The organism is Thermococcus aegaeus (assembly GCF_055393685.1).
In genome coordinates, this window is sequence record NZ_AP042464.1 from 1080382 (window position 1) to 1102352 (window position 21971).

The window sequence follows — 21971 nt, forward strand, 5'->3', positions numbered from 1 at the left end:
GACTCAGGGCATTCTGAAGATTCCCCTGTCAAGGACCTTCTTCCCCTGAACGTATGCATAGCGAACCACGACGCTCCCGTTCATGTTGTCCGGCAGCTCGAACTCTTCGAGGCCTTTAACGGGGTACCATTTTTTGAAGACCAGCGTTCCGTTGTCAAGGTAGCCCCATATCCCCAGCCCGGTCCCGGTTGCGTTCTCGAACTCGAGGAAAACCGTCTCCCCGGTCTTTTTAACTATAACGTTAGGATGCCTGAGCCTGAGTATCTTAACGATCCCTCCGTCCGAGTAGGCGAGCTCATAGGGTTCCTCGGGTTTTATGAAAAGCCTCGCAAGGGTTGTGTTGAAGGCTTCCCCGTTCATGAGAACCGCGTACCCGTAGTTGAGGTTCATGTAGACGTAGGCATCAAACTTCGAAGGCCCCGTGTTGAGCCTCTCAACCTTTCCCCCGTACTCGAGATAGGCCTCCACCGGAGCTAAGGTCTGCCCGTTGACGTTTATCAGGACCTCCCACGTTTCACCGGGCTTCGCCACGATACTGTAACCCTCCTTCTGGAATACGAATGCCCCGGAGGATGAAAGGAGCGGAAGCACGACCATGCCGTAATCCCCTTTTACATTTGCGGTCCCAACTATGAACCCGAACTTGAGGAAATCGTAGTGGGAGACGATGACGTAGTCCACCCCAAGCCCCTCAGCCCAGTTTTCGTCGAGCTTGCCGAGGTAATAACTGGCAACACCCCTATTCGGGCTCCCCTGGGCTACCGGGCTTCTTCTGGAGTAGTAGGTCACCCAGTGGCCGTAATCCCACCAGGCCATGACTATGTCGTTCCCTTTGGAGTTATTCCCGAGCCATGTCAGAGCGTTTTCCCATGCCCCGTTCATGTAAGGCCTCTCCTCCCAGGCCCTCTGGAACCCGAGGGAAGCATCGGTAATGGGTAGGAGAACGAGGAGTACAAGCGTTAACACCATCCCCTTCCTCCCTTCCAACTTCGGGAGTTCATAAAGCTCCATCAGTCCGATACCGGTCATTAAAGCAATTCCCATCGAACCTATGAATAGGAACCTCGTCCATGTTTTTATCATGTAAATGCTTGGGATTATGAGGCCGAGGAGGAGGAAATCGTAAACTTTAACCTTCCGGGGGGTAAACCTCAGGAAGAAGAGGGGAGCCAAGAATAAACCTATCGAAAAGGCCCCCCAGAGGTCGGAAAAGCCTGAAGGCCGGGTCTCCTGGATCGGGGCCTCTCTAAATATCCCGAAAGCCGTGGAGAGATCCTTTAGAGCTTCAAACCTTGCGAAGATTATTAAAACTCCGAGAAGGGCTAAAACGGAGAGGATTCCGAGTCTGACCTTCCCGCTTTTGACGAACCTTCCGAGGATCAGGAGCAGGACTATAAAGGCTAAGCCAAGCGGGAGGAGGTACTTCAGGTGAACCAGAAGATAGACGTCCTTTATAAGTCCAAACTCGAGGGAAAGCTTTTCTGCAACCTTTTTACCGAGCCACCGGTTGTAACCGAGCATCCCGTAGCCGAAGCTTCCGGCGAGGTAGTTGGCCATCAGCGCCCCAAGGGCCGTCGATAGTGCTAAACATAGGGAATCGAGCATATACTTATCTTTCTTCAGAAGGAAGGCCCCGACCGCTAGGAAGAGCGAATTCGCAAGGAGAAAGATGAATATCGGATAGTAAGCCTGCCAGAAGATCGAAGCGAAACCGCTCGCGAGGGCCGGGACGAGGTAGAAGGCCAGCTTTCTGTATCTCCTGCTGCGACGGGTTTTTAGGGCCAGGGCCGTTCCGAGCAGGGCCAGTGAATAGAGGAAGAGCATGTAGTTGTCTCCCCTGTAATAGTTGGCCATCGACCTGAAGACGTGCCCAAAGCTGACCGCGAGGAAAAGGGAGGCAAAAAAGGCCCTCTTTTCATCGTAGAGCTTCAGAAGGGCGAGGTAGAAGAAGATCACCGTTAGAACGCCGAAAATCACCGGAGTTATTCTGAAGGCATCGTAGAGGGAAACCCCGAAGATGCTTAAAAGTTTGTAAACGTAAGCCGGAGTCATCCAGAGGCCGAGGGGGTGGAAGTTGTGCACCTGAAAACCCCGCGGACCGCCGGCTATCGTCAGGAAGTTGAACCACTCGCCCGCTTTCAACGCTTCTTCGATGTAAGCGAGGTGAAAGTAGGGATCATAGCCGAGCATATACTTGAACCTCAGAGGAATCAGCCTGAAGATAAGGGCGATTGTCGTTATCAAGGGAAGGGCCATTTTGGGCCTGAATATACTCTCCAGCTTTAGTTTTTCCACCCTGTATACCCCCTTTACTCATACTTTGTGTCCTTTGAACAATTTAAGCTTTTATTATATCAATAGGGGTCCTTTTCACTTAAACATGTTCACCTTTCTGACGTCTCTCAGCATCAATAGAACAAAAAGCAACGTAAGTCCGGTCATAATGGCCACCTGATTTTCTGCGGGATAGAGGTAGCTGTACTCAACCTTCAAAAAGGCCCCCAAACTCAGGAGGACCACCACGAAGGAGAGCAACTTCGGATCGGGCTGTTTAACTTGTAGTCCCCCGGAGCCCTCGGTCAAAATCTCCCTCAGAACCATAAGCGCTGGAAAGGCACCCAGTAGAAACGCTTTCAATGCCCCGAGCGAGAGAAGGTCCGAAACGGTTACCTCACCTATCAGGGCAACGGCATAGAAGAAGTAGGCAATAAGCCCGAGGTCCTTATCCTTCCGGGCCAGCAGATAGACGAAGGGTATCAAAACGACGGCCTTTGCCCTCAATATTAGGCCGGCTATTATCGCTATTATCCCCCATATCATCTTCCCATCTCCAGCTCCTTCATGATCTCCCTCAAATAGTCACCCGGTCCCAGATCTATCGTGGGCACGATGGCGTTGAACTTCTTAACGGTTTCCTCTCTCTCGAGGTACCTTCTATAAAGGATCCTAAGGGTTTCCTTATCGAGCTCTCCATCGTAGAAGAGCACCGGATTCGGGGAGAGTATAATCATCCTGTGCTTCTTCCTCAGCATTAAGGTCAAACGGTAGAGGAGTGAGGTGTGCCCCATCAGATCCGTTATGAGTATGAGATAGGAGGGTTCCTTGATACCGAGGAGGGCCTCGCCTGGTCCCCTTCTTTTCCCCGGGAAGATCTTCTCCATGAACCTCCTTCCCTTCCCGGTGAACTCTATGCCCAGGTCACCCTTCAGGCTCTTAAGTCCCCTTTCAGGTTTAAACTTCACCGCGTTTCTTATCCTGTTCAGCTGTTCCCTGCCCTTTGAGGGCCTCACGATCCTGACGTTGTTCTCGGTGTATACGATGAGCCCCACCCTGTAGTTCTTCTTCAAAAGCATGGTGGCGAGATGAAGGACCAAGGTTGAGGCATAATCTATCTTGGCCTTCCTCAGCCCCTTGCGCATCTCTCTCGTTGAGTCCAGAACAAGGTAGACGTTCCCCTCCCACTCCTTCATGAAAACCCTAACTATGAGCTCCCCGATGCGGGACGTTGCCTTCCAGTCTATCCTTCTGAAGTCATCCCCGGGCAGGTACTCCCTCAGGCCCTCGAGCTCTATCGTTTCCATTCCCAGAAAGATGCTCTTCCTGTAGATCTCACCCAATTTTATGTTGTAATCCTCCTTTGCCGCTTCCCTTATGGAGTCCACTGAAGGCACCACGCTGAGCTTTTTCCTTCCAAGGTGGATCTCCTCAAAGTAGAGCTCGTTGGGGTCGTAAACCTCCAGCCCAAGGGAAACCTCGTGATCCCCCCTCTTTCTGGGTGTTAAGCTTAGCTCGATTAACCTCTCCTCGCCGGCCTTCAGAATCAGCTTTCCGTCATTTTCTACCTTAATGGCCGGATTGGAGCACTTAAATTTAATCTTCACATCGTTCCCGTGATTCTTAACCTTCACAACTGCCTTCGTCCGTTTTCCCTCCTCGGCAGACTCCGGAAAGTCCACCTTAACTTCCAGCTTTGGCTCGAACTTCCTTGCGTTTAAAATGTATAATACAAGGCCCAGGCCAAAAAGGGCGCTGAAAACGTTCGAGGCAAGGTAGCCATGGGCGAAGCTCACCCCGGAAAGCGTCCAGAGAAGGTCCTCCCTTTTCATACCGGCACCTCTACCTCATCGAGGATCTCCCTTACAACGTCCTCGCTCTTGAGCCCCTCAAGCTCGTACTCCGCCCTGATCAAAAGCCTGTGCGATAGAACGCTCACGGCCATCTCCTTCACATCGTCCGGTAGGGTGTAATCCCTGCCCTTCATAAAGGCGAGGGCCTTGGCAGCGTAAAGGAGATGTTCGGCCGCCCTTGGGGACGCTCCAACGAGAAGCCTCTCATCCTTCCTGGTTCTTGTGATTATCTCGTAGAGGTAGCTCAAAACCTCCTCGCTCGTCTTAACCTTCCTCACCTGTGCTATCATGGCCACTATCTGGTTAGGGGTGAAGATCTGCTTCACGTCTCTAAACTCCCCCTTATCCTTCCTGAGCAACATGGTGAGCTCCTCATCCCTGTCCGGATAGCCGACCTTTATGTTCATCATGAACCTGTCTACCTGTACCTCCGGTAAATTGTAAACCCCCTCGAACTCAAGGGGATTTTTGGTTGCTATAACGAGGAAAGGCTCTGGTAGCGGAAGCGTTCTGCCCTCGATCGTCACCTGCCCTTCCTGCATGGCCTCGAGCAAAGCACTCTGGGTTTTCGGCTGGGCCCTGTTGATCTCATCCGCCAGAACGACGTTGGCGAATATTGGGCCCTTCTTTATCCTGAACTGGCCAGTTCTTTGATCGTAGTAGACCGTTCCAACTATATCCGCCGGAAGAAGGTCCGGAGTAAGCTGGATCCTTGAGAATTCGAGCCCAATAGCCTGTGCAAAGCTCTTCGCTATGGTGGTCTTAGCGACCCCGGGTATACCTTCCAGAATCACATGCCCTCTGGCCAGAAGTGCAACTGCTAAAAGCTCTATAACCTCGTCCTTTCCAACAACGGCGTTGTGAATTTCAGCTTTAAGCTTTTCAAGGAACTCTTTACCGTTCATTTTAACCACCCAGTTTTTTACCGGTTTTCATCTCTTTTATGATTTTCCTGAGGATTTTTTCATCATAACCCTCTTTTTTCAGCTCTTCTACAACCTCATCCAGACTTTTCCCTTCTTCCTTAAGAATCTTGCCCAGCAGGAGATTCAAAAATCTGTTCACCCCCTCCAGAGCAAGGCCACTCTCAACGATTATGGCTAAAACGGCCACCCCCAGTATCACATAGAAGGCCTTCATCCTGTCAAAGCTCCTTCTTATCACGACGGTTCCCATGGCGTAGGGGTTGAAGTTCGAGTGATGGGCCTCATCAACGTAAACCACATCAGATTTTATGTACCCTGCGAAGTTCCTTATGAACGGTTCGTTCCTATCGAACATGTCGTTTATGAAAACGCTCGGATCCGAGAAGAGGATTATCTTCCCGTTGCCATAGCTGAGCTCGCTCATCACCGGGAGTTGCCGTGGATTGTTTCCCAGAATGGCCACTTTGCTCGTGTATATCGAGCCCTCCGCTCCCACTATCACGGAAGGTACGTTGAGGATCAGCTTATCTACCCCAACGCCAAGCTGAGGATCGGTTATCCTGACGAGCTCCGGGAAGTTGTAGTTCTTCGAGTAGAACACATCCAGAGGTTGAAGATCGCTAAACCGGGCCGTTACGTTCAGGCCTTTCAAAATATCGTTTCCGGTTCCAAAGTCGTCTATAAGAACGAGGGTTCCCCCGTTATCTAAAAATCTCTTTACCTCCTCGATTTCAGCGGAAGAATACCCCAGATCAGGCCCGAGAATTAAAAGAGTGCCCTTCCTCTCACCGATGCCGAAGGAGTTGAAGGAGGTTATCACGGGCATGACGTCTGTTTCTTCATAGAGCAATTTTCCGAAGCTGGAAGCCCCGTTCCATCCGGTATTGAAAAGGCTAAAATCCGCACTGGTGTAGAATACCGGAACGCTCAGTGGCATCACGAGGATGAAAATCCCGAATGCAATCATTATCGCATAAACCGCCCTCCTCATAGCTCCTCCCCCACTATGAAAGACACTATGAAACCGGCTACATGTCTGAGGTACTCCAAGACTTCGCTTCTCCTGAGGATTTTCTTTCCATAGAAGTGCCTCTCGTAAATGGTGGTGATCTTTTCCAGATGGTAGGCGAAGCTCTCCCCCTTCAACCTGCTCACGAGCTCCCTTGGCGTTAAGCTGGTCTTTAGGCCGTAGTGCCTGATGAGCTTGTGGTAAATCTCCCTGTACATCTCCCTCAGGGACCTGAACTTTCTAACGTCTTTGTCCTTTTTAGCCTCCTCCATTGCCTTCAGGAGGGCTACGAACTCCTCATCACTCATCCCTCTATGGCCCCTCCTGTAGAGCCTGTAACCTAAGAACGCTATCCCGAATAGGAGGGCTACGATGAGAATGATCAGGAAGGTCTCAAAAAGGGAAAAGCTTACGATTTTAAGGGTTATCGTATTTGATATGGCCCTCTCATAGTACTCATCGCCCGGAAAGAGGGCATAGATCTTATGTTCCCCGGTTTCGTTGAAGACAACGTCAACCTCAAAGTCCCCCATTGTATGAACTTCTGTGTGGGGTTTGCCATCGACGTAAACTATAACCGGAATCTCCCTTCTGACCCCGCTAACGGTTCCGCGTATCTTAACCTCCTCCCCAACCTTGAAGCTCTCTTTATCGGTCTTTATCTCTATTCTAACGGGATACTTAAGGAAGGTAAGGCTCAGAAAGGCCGAACTTCCAGCATAGACATCACTCCCGGCATAGCTGACGTTCAGAAGTTTTTTCCCGCTTTCACGGGCGGTAACGTTGAAGGAAAAAGCCCCGTTCTCGAGGGTTGAAACCCTGAACTTTCCCTGATCATACTCAACGAAAAGCTCTTCCCCGCCCAATGCGTTTCCATAGTAGTCCAGCAAAACACCCCTTACATTCACGCTCTGGTTGATGTACGCACTCTCACCTGAGGAGAGGATTATCCGTGTGGGGATCCTCAAAACGCTTATGTTTAAAGTGTTGGACTTCTCAAAGCTCCCGTTCCTAATGCCGGTTGCAAAGACCTCGTAGTTACCAATCCTATCGAAGGAATAGACAAAGGAAAATCGATCGTTCTTAACATTAAGGACAACTGTCAGGTTTCCAATGTGGAGGTTGACGATGGTGAAGTTGGGTGCATAACCGTAAAAGGTGACGTTTTCTTGGACAAAGGGGTTAAGGTTGGAGGCGTATAGAAGGAAGGAATCAGGAGGCAAAACTGTATAGGTGCTCAAAACCCTCTCATAACCGGAATACATCTCCTTGATCTTCTCCAGCTTTTCCCTGAGGGATGAGGTGTCAAGCCTTAAGGTGCTGTTGTCCTCGTCAACGAACTCAAAATTCTCGATATTATTGAGTGCCCCCTCGGCTTTGGAAATTCCCTCGCCCATCGTTTCCAGACCTAAGCTTGCGTTGATGTAGGCCTGATAATCACCAGTCTCTCTGACTTTCTCTATGTTTTCCAGAAAGAGGTTTTGGCCGAGGGCTATCTTCTTAATCCCCCTCCCGAGATCAAGGAAGGTGGGTAGATAATCTTCAACCTTTGCCCTTATTCCAAACGACCTGTAGAATTCTATCTCCTCCCTGGTTATGTTAAGCTTTGTTTCAACATTATTGGCATAATAGAGGCTCTGGTTGTCCTCCGCGATTATCTTGTCAAGAGTCATTTCTGAATAGAGGAGAATAACCCTGAAGTAGATGTAGATCCCCTTGTCGTTCTCATAGGCCTTCTCATATTCAAAATGCCTTTCCATGGCTAATCCAAAGCTACTGAAGGCCAAAAGTATGAGAATGATTAGAACAATACTCCTCTTCATTTTCCTCAAATTCAAAAGATAATGATAAACATTTTAAAGTTAATGGTTTCAAATGATTGGGGGAAAATTATGGAAGTGGAGAAGATAGCAAGCGCTTCTCTGGGTGGCATTGGGGTTTCTCTGCTTATCTACGGGGCGATAAATTCCAGCCAGAGTTCGATTAACCTCGGATTTGCGGGCCTTTTCTTGGGATTTATAATACTAACGTTTAAATCAAGGGAATACATAAGGAGAGAGGCCCTTGATAACCTGGTTTTTCCCTATGCTGAAATGCTCCGGGATATGGTAAAGGATCTGGGCCTTGAGGGGAACGCTTTATACATACCACCCTATGAGAACATGCCGGAGGGAGGGACGTTCATCCCACTCCATAGAGAGTTCGACCTCGACCTCGGGAGAATGGATGAGGAGACGGTCTTCCTCACCAACGTGGCCAATGAAAGACAGATGGGCCTTCGGATAAGACCAACAGGAGCAGATCTGGTCAAAAAGTTTGAGGAGCACTTCGAGGCTCCACTCGATGGTAACGGCCACAAAGCGGTTGAAAGCGTTGCCTCATCGGTTTTAAGGGCATTCGATCTCGCCAGAGGAGTGGTTATAGATGAGGAAGAGGGAGGAGGGTTTAGGATAGTTGTAAAGCCGACAAACATGGAGGTATGCAGGAAAAACGTGGAGGGCTGTAACCAGACCGCATGCCCCGTGTGCTCCTCCATCCTTCTGGCCTTGGCAAAAGCGACCGGAGAGGTCATAGAGAGCGAGGAGTTTTCTATAAAAGACTACGGCATAGAGATAAAAGCTAAAAAGCTTGGGGGCATTGAGAAATGGATGTAGAGGACTACATATTGCTTTTTCTCTCCTTATGGATTCTTATCTCTGCTCTGGCTGTAAAAAGCGTCGACGTATTTCTCACGCTGACCCTTATAGGCCTCCTCATAACCCTTGAAGTCGGTAACCTCTTCCTCAGCAGGGAGCAGAAGGAGAACCTGAAGCCCCTCGTGGAGCTCTTGCTGGTTATCTTCGCCATAATAGTCATGAAGAAGGTTTACGAGATTTTGAGTGGTTAAAGCTCCTCCCTTCAGGACGTTTGATATACAAAAACACATTAGTTTTACTGATTTTTTAATCATTTTAAGACTTCATGCACGTTTCTTGCCACGATGATTCGGAAGGTCAGCATAATAATTAACAGACAGAATGTACTCAATGCATAGCATGGTACAGAGTACACGGTACATTATGTGTACTGTACCATGTGCCTTAGCATAATAAATCGATTTGCCTTTTTAATCTTGTAGTTTCAAAAAGCCGGCATTAGCGAGGGGGTTAATTCGATGGAACCCTAACCCTTTAGGGCGGGTAGGAAGTCAGTGCGCAATCTATTTAAGAGTCTAAAAACTATCTTCATTGGTGAAAAAAGTGGAGATAACGTTTGAAGAGAAAAGAATAATCCTCGCCAACAAGCGAATTAATAAACTTGATGAATTCGTCTTTAAAGTTACCTCAATCTTAGAAAAATACACCGAATACGTAATAGTGAGTGGTTACGTCTCAATTCTATTTGGACGCTCTCGAGGTACAGAAGACATAGACATTGTGATTTCACAGATTTCTCTTGATAAGTTTAACGAAATGTTTAATGATTTTGTGAAAAGCGGCTTTGAATTCATAAACTCAGATGACCCCATTGAGCTCTTTGAAATGCTAAGCGAAAAACAAGCAATTAGAGTGTGTGAAAAAGGGACTATTTTTCCAAATGCTGAAATAAAGCCCCCAAAGGATAGGTTCCATTTGGAGGCTCTGAAGGACAGAGTTGAGGTCGTCGTTGATGAAAGAAAGATTTTTATTTCACCTATAGAGTTGCAGATAGCTTATAAGCTCTATCTTGGCAGTGATAAAGATATAGAAGATGCAGTGTTTTTGTACGAGCTTTTTAAAGAACACATCAACAACGAAAAGCTTCAATACTGGAAAGAACAGCTTGGGGTGGCTGATTTTGAGTTCTAGGAGAGACATGGAGGATCGAATAAAATTCATAAAACTTTACGTTGAGTGGCTCAAGAAAACACCAAACGAAGTGTGGAGCGCCCAGCAGGCTGAATTTATTAACGCTCTCTTAGAAAATGCAAAGAACTTCCCTCTGTCAAAGAAGAAATATTTGAAAATTAAAGAACGAGTCAAAAAGGCTAGAAATTAGTTGGCTTTCTATTCCTAAAAAGCAAAGAATATCCAGAGACAGGATAATCTTTCCTGTAGATATAGAGTTCAACCGAAAAATATAAATATCCAGAAACAGGATAATCCTATAGGTGGATAATAAATGAAATTCTACGACAGGGAGAAGGAGCTCGAAGCCCTGGAAAAAAGCTTTAACCTCATAAAAAGGAGGTCTTCCCTAGTTATAATTACTGGTAGACGTAGAATTGGAAAAACAAGACTCGTTAGAGAATTTTTCTCAAGGAAAAATATTCCTTACTTAGACTTTTTTGTATCGGTGAAGGAGGAGTCACTCTTACTTGAGGACTTTCAGGAGGAGATAAGCGAAAAGCTTGGCTATTCCCCAAAATTTGAGAACTTTGAGGATTTTTTGAGCTTCTTGTTCAAAACCCAAGATAAGATACCAATATTTTTTGATGAGTTTCAGAACTTTCTCAAAATAAACCCCTCCATAATTTACGACCTTCAAAAGTTCTGGGATAAATACAAAGAAGAGAAACGCTTTTTCATTGTGCTTTCTGGATCTTACATAGGGATGATGAAAAAGGTGTTCCTCCTTAGAAAATCCCCCCTGTATGGTAGGAGCGACCTTTATATAGACCTCAAGCCGTTGAAACCAAACGTTGTTTTTCAAATGCTTGATGACCTTGGTATAAAGGACTTTGAGGAAAAAATAAAGTTTTATGGAGTTTTTGGTGGCGTGCCTAAGTATTATGAGTATCTTGAACTATTTAACGAAAAGACTTTCTTCAGCTTTCTGGAAGAGATGCTAAGATTTTCCTCTATTCTGCAGAGCGAGGGTGAGGCTTTGCTCATAGAAGAGTTTGGGAGAGCCCACAAGATATATTTTTCTATCTTGGAAGCCATTGCGAACAGTAGAAACACCCTCGTTGAGATAGCAAACGCAATCTCCCAGAAACCCACTACCATAACGAAGTACCTGAAAGCCCTGGAAGAATATTTCAATTTGATTTCAAGAGAAAAACCCCTGCTGGAGAAAAAAAGTAAAAAATCCCGTTATATAATCAACGATTACTTCCTAAACTTCTGGTTTACCTTCATACGAAAGAACCAGAATCTGGTTGAAACAGAGAACTATGATGCCCTAATAAGGAAAATTGAAAATGGCTTCCCCAACTATTTTGGCAGGATATTCGAAAGGGTTGTGAGGGATATTCTCGTTGAACTGAACCAGAGGGGAGTTCTGGAATTCGACGAAATTGGGCCACAATGGGGTAAGAGCCAGAAAGGAAGCTACGAAATTGACCTCGTTGCAACAAAAGGCAACAAAGCTTTGTTTATTGAGGTTAAATGGAGAGATGACGTTAATGGAAAAAAAGTTTTGGAAGATTTAATGGAAAAAGCGGAATTAACAAAATGGGAGGGGGAGAAAGAATTCCTAATAATTGCAAAGAGCTTTAAAAAGAGAGCCCCTGATGCCACATGCTGGGATTTAAAAGATCTGGAAAGATTAATAGCCGCTCAAAGCTAGTCATTGAGAATTATCACATCGAGGTTCTCAAAGTGCTTGTCAAAGACACTCCAACAGCTCTTTTTCGAGATCCTCCCCTTTGACTTTAACCTCAATTATATCAAAGAACTTGGAGAAGTTTGGCTTCTTCCGTGGAAGAATTTCCATCCTATCTTCGAGCTCAATAAGTACAACCTCATTCCCCCACTTTTCACGCAACTCCTTTGGAATGACAATTCTTCCTTGAGGGTCTATCTTCTTAAGTTTCCCTATCACGACCACCATTTATCCTAGAACAATAAATTCTAAGATATGGTTTTTGGTATCATAAGCAAGGGCGCAAATCTATATTCCATAAAATATAAAAACATCAAAAATTTATATTCTATGGGATATAAGATGTTGAAAAGAGAAGAAATTATTGAGCTGATCAGTGTAGATAATTTTTGGGGCAGGCCTCAAGAGATTGGAATAGAAAGGGATTACTACTTAAAACGGCTTAGCAAACTTGCCAAAGCTAAGGACTTCTCAATATCGATTATTGGAGTTAGAAGATCAGGAAAGACCTTTCTAACAAAGCAGTTTTTGAAAAAAGCCATAGACTCTGGACTTGGCCCCGAACAAACCCTCTACGTAAACCTAGAAGATCCAAGGTTTCATCCTTACCTAAGTTTAGAGCTCTTGGATGAGATCTATCAAGCGTACAGAACGTTTGTCAACAGAGATAAATTTGCGTTGATAGTCCTTGATGAAATCCAAAACATTGAGGACTGGGAAAAATGGGTTCGGAGAGCAATGGAAAAAGAAAACGTCCAAATAATTGTAACTGGATCAACGTCTTCCCTTTTAAAAAGTGAGGTATCAACTGCATTAACCGGACGTTCGCTAACTCTCGAAGTTTTCCCGCTCAGTTTCCGAGAGTTCTTGAAATTCAAAGGGATTGTGGTTGAGAACCAGCTAGACATTATAAAAAACAGAGCTAAAATAGAGAGACTCCTAATAGAGTACCTCCAATTCGGGGGATTTCCAAGAGTAGTTCTGGAAGAGGATGAATTCTTAAAAAGAGAAATACTCAAGGAGCTTTTTGACGGCATCGTAATGAGAGACGTTGTATTCCGGCATGGATTTAGGGAAGTAAATTCAGTCAAACTGGTTGCAGAATTGGCCATAAACTCGTTCTCCTCTCTTAAGAGCATAAGCAGTCTAAGAAATGAACTGGCCGGAATCCTAAAGAGGAAAGTCTCTCCAAATTTTGTTGCGGAGGTAATAGAAGCCCTCAGAGAAAGTTATCTGCTCTTCACAATCCCACCTTTTTCTCCAAAGATAAAAGATGTAAAGAAGTACCCAAAGAAAATTTATGTCGTAGATACAGGATTAGCGACCTCCGTAGCATTAAGTTTCTCCAAAAATCTAGGCAGGTTAGCCGAGAATGCAGTTGCCGTACATCTCATTAAAAAATATGGAGAAAACAACCTGTTCTACTACAAGGGCAAGAGAGAAGTTGATTTCATTATCAAAGAAGGGTTAAAAGTAACAAAAGCAATCCAAGTAACTTGGGATTTAAGAGAAAGCCACGAAAGAGAAGTAGAAGCCATATTGGAGGCAATGGATGTCTTTAATCTTGACAAAGGCCTTATCATAACTGCAAATGAAGAAGGAGAAGAAGCTCACGGAAACAAAAAGGTAAAACTAATTCCACTCTGGAAGTTTCTTCTGGATTTAGAGTTTGCAAAAGAATTTTAAGGCTCCCCTTCTTTATCCCTCCGGTGGTCAAATGAATCTTAGAGATTACTGGGACCTCATAACGATAATCGCACTATCGCTCCTCCTTGACATTCTCATAGCCTTCTACCCAGACAGCCTGCTTAGGAAAGCCCTTGGCTTAGCCTTCGTGCTCTTCTTTCCGGGCTATGTTTTCATAACAGCCCTATTCCCAGAGAAGAAGGAGCTTGACAACCTTGAGAGGCTGGCTTTAAGCTTTGGACTAAGCATTGCCATCGTGCCGTTAATCGGTTTGGCTCTCAACTACACCCCCTGGGGAATAAGGCTAATTCCAATTCTTGTGAGCTTAACCATCTTCAACGTAATCTTCGCTTTCATCGCAATATACAGAAGGGCTAATGCTATCGAGCCGTGGATTCCAAGAATAAGCATTGAGAAACTCAAAGAAGAGCTCGAGTGGGAGCAGGCAAGTAAACTAGATAAGGCCCTAACAGTAATCTTGATCATAGCAATAATCTCATCCATAGCTACTCTAGGCTACGTTATAACCCACCCAAAGCCGGGCGAAAAGTTCACCGAGTTCTACATCCTCGGCCCAGAAGGAAAAGCCGCCGATTATCCAACGGAGCTTTTTGTAGGGGAAAACGCCACCGTAATTCTGGGAATAGCAAACCACGAGTACAAGAATGTAACATACCACGTTGAAGTCTGGCTTGTTAACTTAACCTACAACTTCACGACGAACGAAACCGTTATTTATAATATGTACCTTATGGATTATTTCAACGTCACTTTACCCCACAAGCCCATCGACATAGAGGGCAACTGGACGCCTCAATGGGAGGTGAACTATACTTTCACAATAGACAAGCCCGGAAAGTGGCAGCTCTGGTTTTTACTCTTTAAGGATGAAAGACCCCCACTGTCAAGCCCGATAAACGGCGATTATGCTCAAACAAACGCCACGCAGAGAATTCTAGATGCCATAGAAGGCAAAATACAGGCTCTAAAGCTCAACATTGAGGTCAGAGGGATCTGAGCTGGAACCTTGCTTCTGCACTTCTTTATACTAGTTGAAGTAAAATATTACAAACATTTTTAAGTTTGATTTTACTTAACTTTATTGTAGTGTGGGAGGTGCCCTAGCCATGAAAAAAGAGCTAGCTTTTCTAATTGCAGGACTGCTCCTGGGATTTAGTGGAATTAAGATAAGCGCCTTGTTCAGCGACATCAGCCTCTCGGAGAATAATGAAATTTCCACGGGCGAATTTGACATAAAAATAAGCAAAACGGGAGAAAGGTTTTACAATGATTTGAAGCTCTTTGAGCTCGATGATCTAAAACCTGGGGATGAGACAAACGCCAGCTTCTACATAAAGAACAGCGGCGACATAAGCATTTCGAAAATAATCATAATTCCGAAGGTTCAGGACTTGGAGGATGGAGAGCTCACGGATGCAGAAGCACTTGTAGATTCTACTCCAGAAGTCGGAGAGCTCAGTAAAAGCCTCATAGTTGAGTGGATAGCGATAACAAGAAGCAATGAAACCTATACTCTCAGCGAATATTCTGGAATGACTCTTTACGAGCTCAACAACCAGTCGATATCCATATTATATTCCCCTCTTGCCCCCTCAGAAAGCCTCAAAGTCACAATATTCTTCCTCGTGGATCCAAACGCAACCAATGAAATCCAAAAGGATCTTTCCCTGGTCTCACTCCAGATATACTCGGAGCAGTGAATTTTTAAACCTTATTTTCCTTTCTTTCTTGGTGCTAGTTATGATCGGAATCATTTTTGATATGGACGGGGTAATCTACAGAGGAAAAGAACCCATTGAAGGAGCAAATGAGGTTATCAAGTTTTTAAAAGCGAATAAAATCCCATTCATTTTTCTCACCAACAACTCCACAAGAAATGCCAGAATGTACAAAGAAAAGCTCCAAAAGATGGGAATTGACGTTGAGGAAGAGCAAATAATAACTTCCGGCCATGCAACGGCTAAGTATTTGAGCAGAAACTTTAAGAGGGGCAACGTTTTCGTAATCGGTGGAGAAGGACTTCTGGAAGAGATAAAATCAATAGGCTGGCCCGTAATAAGCGTTGAAAACGCAAAGGAACGGTGGAGAGAGGTAAAATACGTTGTGGTCGGTCTTGACCCAAAGCTTACCTATGAAAAGCTCAAATACGGCTGTTTGGCCATAAGAAATGGTGCGCTCTTTATAGGGACTAACCCCGACACAACTTACCCAAGTGAAGAGGGTATTTTGCCCGGGGCTGGCTCGATAATTGCCGCTCTGAAAGCTGCAACAGAGAAGGAACCCTTAATAATTGGCAAGCCCAACAAGCCAGTTTTTGAAGTTGTAAAAGAGAAGCTGAACGCCGATGAAATCTGGGTTGTAGGGGATAGGCTAGACACAGATATAGAGTTTGCTAAGAGAATAAACGCCAAAGCGATAATGGTGCTCACAGGAGTTAACACGCTCGAAGACATCGAAAAGAGCAAAGCAAAACCCGACGTTGTTATGCCAAGCATCAAGGAGCTCATAAAATATCTGGAGGTTTACCTGGAGCAGCAAAACCACAGGAATAAAGAGCATTAAAGAAACTTTCACCCCATAAGCTTTTTAATCTGTTCTCATCATCTTTTTTCGTAAAATCATCCCTTCCGGGATGCCTATGAAATCCGCCCAACTGAAATCAATCATTCTATTGTTCATGATAATATCAACGGCACTCCCAGCAAATGCCCTAGTCATTCCTATAGGTAGTTTGGAAATCAAGTACGTGATCCTCTCCGGAGAGCCCGGTACAACAAAAATGAACCTCCTCTCAAGCCATATGTACACCTCAACAACTGAAAGCGAGGAAAAGATAACGCTCTCTTCTCTTGCCGTGGAATACAGCCTCTATGCTGGGAAAAGAAAACTAGTATGGGCGGCTCCAAAAAACTCATCGAGGTTTGTTCCTAATTATAACGAATCCATTTACCTACCAGAGGAGCTCAAAGAGATCACCAGAGAGATCGCAGAGTCAAGTGAAACGATTGCAGAGTTTGCGTGGAAAGTTTCTTGGTTCGTCAATCAAAACATCAAATACGAGGACGTTTCTTTCAACGTGGAAAAAGATCGCACCGTTTTCCGTGAAGTAGATGTTAACATGCTCATTGATGAAATTTGGAAAAAGAAAAAGGGGGTGTGTAGACACAAGGCCATTCTAATGGAACGTATATTAAGATACGCCGGAGTTGAGGCCAAATACGCTGGTGGATACGCCCTAATTCCCATAAAAGGAAAACATCCTTACATTCCCCCGCAAGATATCGATACAATCGAAGAGCTTATGGAATTCTCAACCCACACTGGATTTGGACACGCATGGGTGATAGTTCATGACCCGGCCGTGGGTTGGTATCCCCTAGACCCAACAAGACAAAAAGATCCCCTTCACCCACTCTTAAAGGATAATCTAGCCGTATACATTGGAAATTACACTCCATATGCCCCAGATGAGATTCCACTTTTCAGAATTGAAAATGTGCAAAACTACACCACGGAGGCAAATGAGGTAAACTACAAAAACATGAAGATTGTGGAGTCAAGTAGTACAGGCATAGTTGTATACGAGCCAGAAAAGAATCAGATCGACTACTACCCCGGTGGCTACTCCCTAATAATTCCCCAAACTTTCAACTGGTCATATGGGAGTTATTTTGAAAACAAAACGGTAAATACAAACATAACAGTAATTCATTGGCGAGGGAAATATTACGTAAAGATAAGTGGCATCAAGCTGCCCTTGTACTTCACAAATAATGGAAAGCCCATAACACCCCTTTACAAAAAAGGTGATTACTACGTATACAGAGAGAAAGACCTAAACGTGAGAAATGGAACGGCTTATTTTGAAACACCCTATTATATCCTAAAAGTGGAGGTAAAAGAAGAGCCCTTCGGCGAAGTTCTAGTATTTGGACATTTCAACTTTCATGCCCAGTTCCACCGTGCATTAATTCCGTACTGAGGCAATATTCCTTTGGTTTTTTAAATCATAAGATTCCAATGGAGCACATGGAGCATCGAAAGATTTATAAATTAATTTTTGGTTATCAACATCGACGCCCCGGTGGTGTAGCCCGGTCAATCATGCGGGACTCTCGATCCCGCGACCCGGGTTCAAATCCCGGCCGGGGCACCAAACAATGGGCCCGTGGCTCAGCCTGGTCAGAGCGCCCGCCTGATAAGCGGGAGGTCCGGGGTTCGAAGCCCCGCGGGCCCACCAAAACGCTCTTCTTGGGTTTAAAGCACGAAAGTGTTATAAGTGTGGAAGAATTTAAGAAAAAAGTGAGGCGTTTCAGATGCCAGATGATATCCTATCCACGATAAAAAACACGATTCTAGACGCAGCATCTAAGAAAAATGTGCCTATTGAGAAAATTATTCTTTTTGGCTCCAGAGCTAGAGGAGATTATACACACAAGAGTGACTGGGATGTAGTGATTATTACAACAACTCCCCTCAAAAAGCCTCTTTTCTGGGATTTATATATTGAAATTAAAAGAGAATTGACTAAAAATAAAATCCCCGCCGATATCATCATTATTCCAAAATCAATATTTGAAAAAAAGAAGAGAGTAGTTGGAAACGTAGCATACTACGCCAACAAGGAGGGTAAAATAATATGGAGGAAATCCTCGAAGAGGTCAAAAGATGGATTAAAAAAGCAGAAGATGACCTATTAGTTGCAAGGGAGATGTTACTTTTTCTCTTGAAAGCCTTGCCCTTTAGGGGGATGCAGAATCTGAAAACCTGACCATTAAATGACCGAAATCTTTTTAAACTTAAAAGTGTAATAAAACCTTGAGAAGGCTACTCAAAGACAACCCAATGAGAAGAGGGTTTCAAACGTGTCCTCCCGGCTTTGGGAGGATGACGCTGTAAAGCGTCCTCTAAAAACCCTCCTGAATAGTTGGAAACCCTGAGATGGGGTTTGAGCGATAACCCCGAGCCTTCCCGTTTTAGCGGGGGGTAGGGGTAATGGGGGGAAGACCCTCCCCGAGGGGTCGAAGACCCGCTTTAGCCTGGGTCTGAATGAGACCCCTCAAACCTTCCCGTCGTTGGCGAGGAGCTAAGATGAACCCTCGCCCTTCAGGGCGGGGAGGAGGTCAGATAAGTGATTTATTGGAATTATGTATAAGCATAGACAAAGAATTTGAGACACTTCGAGATATGAAAAATGAAAAGCTCACATATTATGCCGTAGAATCCAGATATCCTGGTTTTTATGAGCCAGATTTAGAGGATGCTCAAGAAGCAGTTTTAATTGCAGAGAAAGTGAGAGAAAGCGTAATCAAAAAACTTAAACTTTCTTAAATTCTGGTGAACCTCATGCACATCAAAAGCTACATTGCAAAACTAATCGAGCTTGTCGAGCTTGAACGAGAGGCTGAGATAGAGGCAATGCGCGAAGAGATGCGCAGGCTTAGGGGTTACGAGAGAGAAAAACTCGGAAGAGCTATTTTAAACCTCAACGGAAAAATAATTGGCGAAGAATTCGGCTTTAAGCTTGTCAAGTATGGAAGAAAAGAGCCATTTAAAACAGAGATAAGCGTTGGGGATCTGGTTTTAATCAGCCGAGGAAATCCTCTAATGAGTGACCTTGTTGGAACCGTTGTTGAAAAGGGGAGCAGGTTTATTGTTGTTGCCCTGGAATCGGTTCCCTCATGGGCTCTGAGGAACGTTAGGATAGACCTCTACGCAAACGATGTAACCTTTAGAAGGCAGATAGAGAACCTAAAAAACCTCAGCGAAAGTGGCATTAAAGCCCTGAAGTTCACCCTAAACCAGGAAAAACCCATGAAGAGCACTCCTCAGGAGTTTGAACCCTTCGATAAAAACCTCAACCACACCCAGAGAAAAGCTATAAGCTATGCTCTAGGAAGTGAAGACTTCTTCCTAATCCACGGACCCTTTGGCACCGGAAAGACAAGGACACTCGTTGAGCTTGTTCTCCAAGAAGTCAAGAGAGGAAGCAAAGTTCTCGCAACAGCTGAGAGCAACGTTGCAGTTGACAACCTCGTGGAGAGGCTCTGGGGAAAGGTCAAGCTTGTACGTTTGGGCCACCCTTCGAGAGTCTCAAAGCACCTGAAGGAATCAACCCTTGCGTTTCAGGTCGAAAGCCACGAAAGGTACAGAAGGGTCAGAGAGCTTAGAAATAAGGCCGAGAGGCTTGCCATGATGAGGGACCAATACAAAAAACCTACGCCAAGCCTTAGAAGAGGGCTAACCAACAAGCAGATTTTAAAGCTGGCCGAGAAGGGCAGAGGCGCAAGGGGAGTCCCCGCAAAGGACGTCAAGGAGATGGCACAGTGGATAGCGCTAAACGAAGAGGTGCAGAAGCTCTATAAGTTTGTCGAAAAGATAGAGGAAGAGATAATCAGAGAAATAATCGATAAGGCAGATGTAATCCTGAGCACGAACTCTTCTGCAGCCCTTGAGTTCATAAAAGATGTTGAATTTGATGTTGCGGTAATAGATGAAGCATCCCAAGCGACGATTCCAAGTGTTCTGATTCCAATCGCAAAAGCCAAGCGCTTTGTTTTGGCTGGAGACCACAAACAGCTACCCCCGACGATCCTAAGTGAAGAGGCAAAAGAACTTAGCGAGACGCTTTTTGAAAAGCTCATCCAGCTCTATCCAGAGAAAGCGAAGATGCTTGAAATACAGTACAGGATGAACGAGAAGCTCATGGAGTTTCCGAGCAGAGAGTTCTACGAAGGAAAGATAAAAGCGGACGAGAGCGTGAAGAACATAACTCTGGCCGACCTGAAAGTTAGGGAACCGTTTTTCGGAGAGCCCTGGGACTCAATTCTGAAAAGAGAGGAGCCGCTCGTTTTTGTCGATACTGCGGAGAGAAGGGACAAGTGGGAGAGGCAGAGAAAGGGCTCCACCTCAAGAGAAAATCCGCTTGAGGCGCTCTTGGTTAAAGAGATAGTGGAGAGGCTCTTGAGGATGGGGGTTAAAGAAGAGTGGATAGGGATAATCACCCCCTATGATGATCAGGTTGATCTGATACAATCGCTAGTAGGGGAAGAGGTTGAAGTTCACACGGTAGATGGCTACCAAGGAAGGGAGAAAGAAGTTATAGTATTGTCTTTTGTGAGGTCGAATAAGGAGGGCGAACTGGGGTTTTTAACTGATCTGAGAAGGCTTAACGTTGCTCTAACACGGGCTAAGAGAAAGCTAATCGCAATTGGGGACAGCGAAACCCTAAGCAATCATCAAACATACAAACGCTTTTTAGAGTTTGTGAGAAGGAATGGAAGATATATAACGGTTGGAAATGCAGAGATACACTAATTTTTCCTCCTTATTTGGGGGAGAGCTGAGAATGGAGACACAAACGAAAGACCCATTAGACTGATAATTGGAACCACTGCCAAAAGGCTCATTGAAGATGCCACGGCAAAGTTTAAGGTAAAATCCATTTGTGATGCCACAAAACCTCCAGCCAAGCTTCCCAAAACAAATCCGCTGGAGTTTATTAAGTTTGCAGTTGCCAAAACGCTCCCCTGCTCTTTTGGAGAACTCATCCTCCCTATGAGGGAAGTTGATGAAACGCTTATATAAGACCAAGAATAACCCCAGAGAACGTAGCTTCCAGCGGCTGAGATGAGTAAAGCATAAGGAACGTTAAAGGGGAGCAGCAATAAGAGGATCCCAAGGCTTCTAAAGAAGTACCCCTGAGTTAGTGCCAAAGCAGGGTTCTTGGACTTAAGCTTTGTCCCTACCCTCTGATAGAGCATTGCCGAAATTGAGGAATTTAGTATGGCAAACCCGAAGACTTCTTGACTTGTAACCCCGTTCTTTATCAAAAACACCGGGAGCTGGGTAGAGTACATACCCGAGGATACCCAGAAAAAAAGCGAAGACAGATAAAAGCCGCTGAGCTTCGGAGAAACTTTCAATTTTGTGGGCAAATGGATGATAAAGTTCGGAAGATAACGACCCTTCTGAATAACCTGGGTCACAAGGGGCTTTATGTTGGCCCTATGGAGATAAACCGGAGCTTCTCTGATCGTTTTCAAAGCTATAACAAACCCCGGAACGTTTACTACAGCAAAGAGAAGGAAGAGTTCCTTAAAACTTAAAAATCTAATGAGCGTGAAGCCTACTAAAAGCCCCACAACCCACGCCCAGCCACCGATTTTGTTGAACTTTCCTACAGCCTCGTCCCATCTTGTCTTTCTCACGTTTCTAAAGAGGAGAACAACTGGTATCGAAACAGTGGAAGCTAAGAAAAATGAATAGACCGCGTTGATTAAAAGAAGATCCCAAAAGCTCCCTGCAAACGTCAGCAGGCTTAGAAAGATTGAAGTACTTAAAAGACCCATTAGAATAAAGGCTTTTCTTTTAAGTGTTTTATCGCTCAATCTGCCCCAGAATATCGTCCCTATAGTGGAGGCAAAGGTCGAGAGTGCGTTCAATAGTCCTATCTCTCCTGCCCCAGCGCCGAGATGCATAGCATAGAGGGGAACGACTTGAGAAGAGCCACCTGTGGCTATCTTAAAGGGCACGAAGGCATAAAACCACCTAGGCATTTGGGTGTTCTGGGCTATTAGGGATGCCTTTCTTGCCTGCATGCTTGTGGCTACTTTTTTCTTCATCTTCCTCACCTTG

Annotated in this window: 21 protein-coding genes and 2 tRNA genes; 15 read left to right on the plus strand and 8 right to left on the minus strand. The window is 45.2% G+C overall.

Annotated features, from left to right (window positions below):
- Nucleotides 1-3 precede the first annotated feature (3 nt).
- The 6 genes from ACZ5NL_RS05815 to ACZ5NL_RS05840 form a co-directional block, all read right to left on the minus strand.
- Entirely contained in the window at nt 4-2256 is a 2253-nt protein-coding gene (locus ACZ5NL_RS05815; RefSeq protein WP_464843343.1) for an oligosaccharyl transferase, STT3 subunit, read from the minus strand.
- A 114-nt stretch (nt 2257-2370) separates the two neighbouring features.
- Entirely contained in the window at nt 2371-2820 is a 450-nt protein-coding gene (locus ACZ5NL_RS05820; protein ID WP_464841288.1) for a hypothetical protein, read from the minus strand.
- Entirely contained in the window at nt 2817-4106 is a 1290-nt protein-coding gene (locus ACZ5NL_RS05825) for a DUF58 domain-containing protein (protein ID WP_464841290.1), read from the minus strand. Before ACZ5NL_RS05825 ends, ACZ5NL_RS05820 begins: the two co-directional genes overlap by 4 nt.
- Nucleotides 4103-5032, minus strand: a complete 930-nt coding sequence (locus ACZ5NL_RS05830; protein ID WP_464841292.1) for an AAA family ATPase — start codon at nt 5030-5032, stop codon at nt 4103-4105. Before ACZ5NL_RS05830 ends, ACZ5NL_RS05825 begins: the two co-directional genes overlap by 4 nt.
- Nucleotide 5033: 1 nt before the next feature.
- Nucleotides 5034-6044: a DUF4350 domain-containing protein gene (locus ACZ5NL_RS05835; RefSeq protein ID WP_464841294.1), complete on the minus strand. Its 1011-nt coding sequence runs from the start codon at nt 6042-6044 to the stop codon at nt 5034-5036.
- Nucleotides 6041-7885 carry an Ig-like domain-containing protein gene (locus ACZ5NL_RS05840; RefSeq protein WP_464841296.1) on the minus strand — a complete coding sequence of 615 codons (1845 nt, stop codon included), beginning with the start codon at nt 7883-7885 and terminating at the stop codon, nt 6041-6043. The genes ACZ5NL_RS05835 and ACZ5NL_RS05840 overlap by 4 nt, the downstream gene beginning before the upstream one ends.
- A gap of 69 nt (nt 7886-7954) precedes the next feature.
- Between ACZ5NL_RS05840 and ACZ5NL_RS05845 the strand changes: the two genes are divergently transcribed.
- The 5 genes from ACZ5NL_RS05845 to ACZ5NL_RS05865 all read left to right on the plus strand — a co-directional run bounded on the left by ACZ5NL_RS05845 (nt 7955) and on the right by ACZ5NL_RS05865 (nt 11591).
- Nucleotides 7955-8716, plus strand: a complete 762-nt coding sequence (locus ACZ5NL_RS05845; protein WP_464841297.1) for a DUF7982 domain-containing protein — start codon at nt 7955-7957, stop codon at nt 8714-8716.
- Nucleotides 8707-8949, plus strand: a complete 243-nt coding sequence (locus ACZ5NL_RS05850) for a hypothetical protein (RefSeq protein ID WP_464841299.1) — start codon at nt 8707-8709, stop codon at nt 8947-8949. Before ACZ5NL_RS05845 ends, ACZ5NL_RS05850 begins: the two co-directional genes overlap by 10 nt.
- A 343-nt stretch (nt 8950-9292) precedes the next feature.
- Nucleotides 9293-9889 (plus strand): hypothetical protein, encoded by a 597-nt coding sequence (locus ACZ5NL_RS05855; RefSeq protein ID WP_464841300.1) that lies wholly within the window; start codon nt 9293-9295, stop codon nt 9887-9889.
- Nucleotides 9879-10079, plus strand: coding sequence for a hypothetical protein (locus tag ACZ5NL_RS05860; protein WP_464841302.1), 201 nt, complete (start codon nt 9879-9881; stop codon nt 10077-10079). Before ACZ5NL_RS05855 ends, ACZ5NL_RS05860 begins: the two co-directional genes overlap by 11 nt.
- Before the next feature lie 123 nt (nt 10080-10202).
- Nucleotides 10203-11591, plus strand: a complete 1389-nt coding sequence (locus ACZ5NL_RS05865) for an ATP-binding protein (protein WP_463280839.1) — start codon at nt 10203-10205, stop codon at nt 11589-11591.
- Between the two features lie 39 nt (nt 11592-11630).
- Here the strand turns inward: ACZ5NL_RS05865 and ACZ5NL_RS05870 are convergent, their stop codons facing one another.
- On the minus strand, nt 11631-11855 hold the full coding sequence (locus ACZ5NL_RS05870) for a division/cell wall cluster transcriptional repressor MraZ (protein WP_198011282.1): 225 nt from the start codon (nt 11853-11855) through the stop codon (nt 11631-11633).
- 102 nt (nt 11856-11957) lie between these two features.
- Between ACZ5NL_RS05870 and ACZ5NL_RS05875 the strand changes: the two genes are divergently transcribed.
- The 10 genes from ACZ5NL_RS05875 (at nt 11958) to ACZ5NL_RS05920 (ending at nt 20651) form a co-directional block, all read left to right on the plus strand.
- Nucleotides 11958-13313, plus strand: coding sequence for an ATP-binding protein (locus ACZ5NL_RS05875; protein ID WP_253910348.1), 1356 nt, complete (start codon nt 11958-11960; stop codon nt 13311-13313).
- A 31-nt stretch (nt 13314-13344) separates the two neighbouring features.
- Nucleotides 13345-14331 carry a DUF1616 domain-containing protein gene (locus tag ACZ5NL_RS05880; RefSeq protein WP_464841305.1) on the plus strand — a complete coding sequence of 329 codons (987 nt, stop codon included), beginning with the start codon at nt 13345-13347 and terminating at the stop codon, nt 14329-14331.
- 109 nt (nt 14332-14440) lie between these two features.
- Nucleotides 14441-15034 (plus strand): TasA family protein, encoded by a 594-nt coding sequence (locus ACZ5NL_RS05885; protein WP_464841306.1) that lies wholly within the window; start codon nt 14441-14443, stop codon nt 15032-15034.
- Nucleotides 15035-15074: 40 nt separating this feature from the next.
- Nucleotides 15075-15896, plus strand: a complete 822-nt coding sequence (locus ACZ5NL_RS05890; protein ID WP_464841307.1) for an HAD-IIA family hydrolase — start codon at nt 15075-15077, stop codon at nt 15894-15896.
- Between the two features lie 70 nt (nt 15897-15966).
- Complete coding sequence (locus ACZ5NL_RS05895) at nt 15967-17316, plus strand: transglutaminase-like domain-containing protein (protein ID WP_464841308.1); 1350 nt, start codon at nt 15967-15969, stop codon at nt 17314-17316.
- Between the two features lie 96 nt (nt 17317-17412).
- A tRNA-Glu gene (locus tag ACZ5NL_RS05900) sits at nt 17413-17490 on the plus strand.
- A 6-nt stretch (nt 17491-17496) separates the two neighbouring features.
- A tRNA-Ile gene (locus ACZ5NL_RS05905) sits at nt 17497-17574 on the plus strand.
- A 76-nt stretch (nt 17575-17650) separates the two neighbouring features.
- On the plus strand, nt 17651-18034 hold the full coding sequence (locus ACZ5NL_RS05910) for a nucleotidyltransferase domain-containing protein (protein WP_464841310.1): 384 nt from the start codon (nt 17651-17653) through the stop codon (nt 18032-18034).
- 391 nt (nt 18035-18425) lie between these two features.
- Nucleotides 18426-18665 (plus strand): HEPN domain-containing protein, encoded by a 240-nt coding sequence (locus ACZ5NL_RS05915; RefSeq protein ID WP_464841312.1) that lies wholly within the window; start codon nt 18426-18428, stop codon nt 18663-18665.
- Between the two features lie 15 nt (nt 18666-18680).
- Complete coding sequence (locus ACZ5NL_RS05920; RefSeq protein WP_464841314.1) at nt 18681-20651, plus strand: IGHMBP2 family helicase; 1971 nt, start codon at nt 18681-18683, stop codon at nt 20649-20651.
- On the opposite strand, the gene ACZ5NL_RS05925 is transcribed toward ACZ5NL_RS05920, so the two are convergent.
- On the minus strand, nt 20648-21958 hold the full coding sequence (locus tag ACZ5NL_RS05925) for an MFS transporter (RefSeq protein ID WP_464841316.1): 1311 nt from the start codon (nt 21956-21958) through the stop codon (nt 20648-20650). The genes ACZ5NL_RS05920 and ACZ5NL_RS05925 overlap by 4 nt on opposite strands.
- Nucleotides 21959-21971: the final 13 nt, after the last annotated feature.

What these genes read in the sequence shown, in the direction of transcription:
- ACZ5NL_RS05895 (WP_464841308.1), top strand. Translation starts at nt 15,967, where the DNA reads ATGCCTATGAAATCCGCCCAACTGAAATCAATCATTCTATTGTTCATG.
- ACZ5NL_RS05880 (WP_464841305.1), top strand. Translation starts at nt 13,345, where the DNA reads ATGAATCTTAGAGATTACTGGGACCTCATAACGATAATCGCACTATCG.
- ACZ5NL_RS05875 (WP_253910348.1), top strand. Translation starts at nt 11,958, where the DNA reads ATGGGATATAAGATGTTGAAAAGAGAAGAAATTATTGAGCTGATCAGT.
- ACZ5NL_RS05925 (WP_464841316.1), bottom strand. Translation starts at nt 21,958, where the DNA reads ATGAAGAAAAAAGTAGCCACAAGCATGCAGGCAAGAAAGGCATCCCTA.
- ACZ5NL_RS05840 (WP_464841296.1), bottom strand. Translation starts at nt 7,885, where the DNA reads ATGAAGAGGAGTATTGTTCTAATCATTCTCATACTTTTGGCCTTCAGT.
- ACZ5NL_RS05845 (WP_464841297.1), top strand. Translation starts at nt 7,955, where the DNA reads ATGGAAGTGGAGAAGATAGCAAGCGCTTCTCTGGGTGGCATTGGGGTT.
- ACZ5NL_RS05890 (WP_464841307.1), top strand. Translation starts at nt 15,075, where the DNA reads ATGATCGGAATCATTTTTGATATGGACGGGGTAATCTACAGAGGAAAA.
- ACZ5NL_RS05885 (WP_464841306.1), top strand. Translation starts at nt 14,441, where the DNA reads ATGAAAAAAGAGCTAGCTTTTCTAATTGCAGGACTGCTCCTGGGATTT.
- ACZ5NL_RS05825 (WP_464841290.1), bottom strand. Translation starts at nt 4,106, where the DNA reads ATGAAAAGGGAGGACCTTCTCTGGACGCTTTCCGGGGTGAGCTTCGCC.
- ACZ5NL_RS05910 (WP_464841310.1), top strand. Translation starts at nt 17,651, where the DNA reads ATGCCAGATGATATCCTATCCACGATAAAAAACACGATTCTAGACGCA.
- ACZ5NL_RS05865 (WP_463280839.1), top strand. Translation starts at nt 10,203, where the DNA reads ATGAAATTCTACGACAGGGAGAAGGAGCTCGAAGCCCTGGAAAAAAGC.
- ACZ5NL_RS05920 (WP_464841314.1), top strand. Translation starts at nt 18,681, where the DNA reads ATGCACATCAAAAGCTACATTGCAAAACTAATCGAGCTTGTCGAGCTT.
- ACZ5NL_RS05835 (WP_464841294.1), bottom strand. Translation starts at nt 6,044, where the DNA reads ATGAGGAGGGCGGTTTATGCGATAATGATTGCATTCGGGATTTTCATC.
- ACZ5NL_RS05850 (WP_464841299.1), top strand. Translation starts at nt 8,707, where the DNA reads ATGGATGTAGAGGACTACATATTGCTTTTTCTCTCCTTATGGATTCTT.
- ACZ5NL_RS05815 (WP_464843343.1), bottom strand. Translation starts at nt 2,256, where the DNA reads ATGGCCCTTCCCTTGATAACGACAATCGCCCTTATCTTCAGGCTGATT.
- ACZ5NL_RS05870 (WP_198011282.1), bottom strand. Translation starts at nt 11,855, where the DNA reads ATGGTGGTCGTGATAGGGAAACTTAAGAAGATAGACCCTCAAGGAAGA.
- ACZ5NL_RS05915 (WP_464841312.1), top strand. Translation starts at nt 18,426, where the DNA reads ATGAACCCTCGCCCTTCAGGGCGGGGAGGAGGTCAGATAAGTGATTTA.
- ACZ5NL_RS05830 (WP_464841292.1), bottom strand. Translation starts at nt 5,032, where the DNA reads ATGAACGGTAAAGAGTTCCTTGAAAAGCTTAAAGCTGAAATTCACAAC.
- ACZ5NL_RS05820 (WP_464841288.1), bottom strand. Translation starts at nt 2,820, where the DNA reads ATGATATGGGGGATAATAGCGATAATAGCCGGCCTAATATTGAGGGCA.